The 2,039-nt window shown below is 39.0% G+C and carries 2 protein-coding genes; both read right to left on the bottom strand.

The features are described 5' to 3' along the window. Nucleotides 1–181: 181 nt before the first annotated feature. On the bottom strand, nt 182–1,162 hold the full coding sequence (locus VTH8203_RS22940; RefSeq protein WP_208617796.1) for an Abi family protein: 981 nt from the start codon (nt 1,160–1,162) through the stop codon (nt 182–184). A 684-nt stretch (nt 1,163–1,846) separates the two neighbouring features. Continuing rightward, the coding region (locus tag VTH8203_RS22945; protein ID WP_279627160.1) for a transposase at nt 1,847–2,039 on the bottom strand (193 nt) is incomplete at its 5' end.

Genomic DNA, 2,039 nt, shown 5'->3' on the forward strand with positions numbered 1-2,039 from the left:
AATCGTCGGTCTCGACGACAGTAAACGTCAACAGTTTGAGTGGATTCATCGACCTTAATCGACTGGATTGCCTGCCCCTGAATATGTAAAAGCTGAGAAAGTAACTGGGTCAAAATAGGATTCATCCATACTGACTAAAAAAGGGTTATTAGTCAGTATGGTAGAAGTCATAAGTATTGCGTTATGACTCAACAAAGCGGAGAAGAGCCGCTTTTTCGTTGCTTTCACTAATGCTTCCAGATGATTCATTAACCTCAGGTGTAAGATTAAACAACAGTGGCTCTTGATGCCACTGGACAGGAAAGCCCATAGATTCTCTAAACAGTTTTGCTGTTGGGTATTTTTCAAACAGATGGGCTAATGCTGGCCCAAGTTTTTCCTCGTGACCTAAACCTGTATAAATTTTTTGTATTGCACAAATATTCGTATAAATTCTATTTACTTGGTCTGTCTGCCGAGTTCCGTGCTGCGGGTTTGTACGAACCAGTGAAATATCACGACTTAGAACTCGCTTAATTCCAGTAGGAGCACTGAGGTTTCGATTGAATAAGCGATTATGGTGACCGCAAGCATTCCTTACATGACGAATGCAGCCCATCCAATTTGCCAATGATTGGTACTTATTTACACCAAGCTTATTGTTTGCAAAACGATTGAGCTTAAGACTTTGCACTGAATCAGCAGTGAAATTATCCATTAGGCTTAAAATGTTACCGAATGTCATAAGTTCAAGAGCAACCCAAGCAGGTGGTAACTCCCTATAAAATGGACAATAGTCGTTGTAGTACTTACCACGATAGTGAAGAGCATATTCCTCTTTTGAACTAATAAACATAGAGCGTAACGTTGTTACAGTCTTGATCTGATCACCATTGCCATTAAACAATGAGGAATCTAGATACCAAAATGGATTTCCAGTTTTTCCAGTGATCCATTGGTCTAGGGCAGAACGAACGCCAATTTCTACTTTTTCAATAATGCGGAATAAATATGCTCTCAACTCACTGTCAAAGTGGTACAATTCATAACCCTGCTCAAAAGTAGAACCAGTATTGTAAGTCTTAGTTGCTAAGTCTTTGAAAGGAAATAAATAGGCTTTAAAACGATAATAACTACAACGTTCAAATTCTTTTTTCGCTTTTGCCACATCATTGATAGTCAAGCCTTGACCTTGAAGCTTGGCGCATAGATCGGAGCTACTTAGATAGGTTTTATTGTATGGAATCAAGTTTGGCACTGTGATAGCCCGTAATTTAGCTCTTAGCCTCACTAGTTGAAGCTGTATTACAGATAAAAAAAAGGCTTCCACTCTTACGAACATAGTTCAGGAGGAAGCCGTTGTTAAGACAAATACTAATACCAAATTCCGAATCTTGCAAGCAAATTTTGAAGACTTCTTAATTCACATAACGCTTTCTATACGGCGATGAGCCGTTTTTATACGCTGATTTATGCCCATTTAACTTTTCATGGTCAACATAAATTCAAAGGCTTAAACGATGTTTTGCATGTTAGATCGCAACGTGTCGCTTAATATGAAGAATGGGATTTAACGTAACGCTCGTTGTGCGCACCAAGCCAAAGCCTAATCTTGAGGCAATCCTTTTAGCTAGCGCTATCTTAACCGAAGCGCTAGCTCTCCCAAACTCACTTTGCCATACAAAAAGTAATTTATGAATTGCTAATTTAAGTAGATGCTCTAGCTGATTTCTGTCCATTTTCGAGTTACGACACTGATTTTCAGTGTGTGATCACCAAGCGATTCTGTCGTACCTCACACCTATGAAGCCTGATTGTCAACATCGGGTTTTAATTGAGGCATTTATCTGGTTAACCTGAGATCGGTTTAAGCCATCGCCATCAATCCTGTCTTTTCAGTGTTTGTGATGTTGAGTGATGGCTTTTCTGGTTTCAGACAGTAAGCGATTAGTCCGCCAAGTAAATTCAACATAAAACCATGTAAGCTGCGATGCCTTGAGTGCTCTATTTGAGATATATTCTTTAATTGGTCATTAATCGTTTCAATAATGAACCTTTTT

It is taken from the genome of Vibrio thalassae (genome assembly GCF_900089835.1).
GTDB classification, from domain to species: domain Bacteria; phylum Pseudomonadota; class Gammaproteobacteria; order Enterobacterales; family Vibrionaceae; genus Vibrio; species Vibrio thalassae.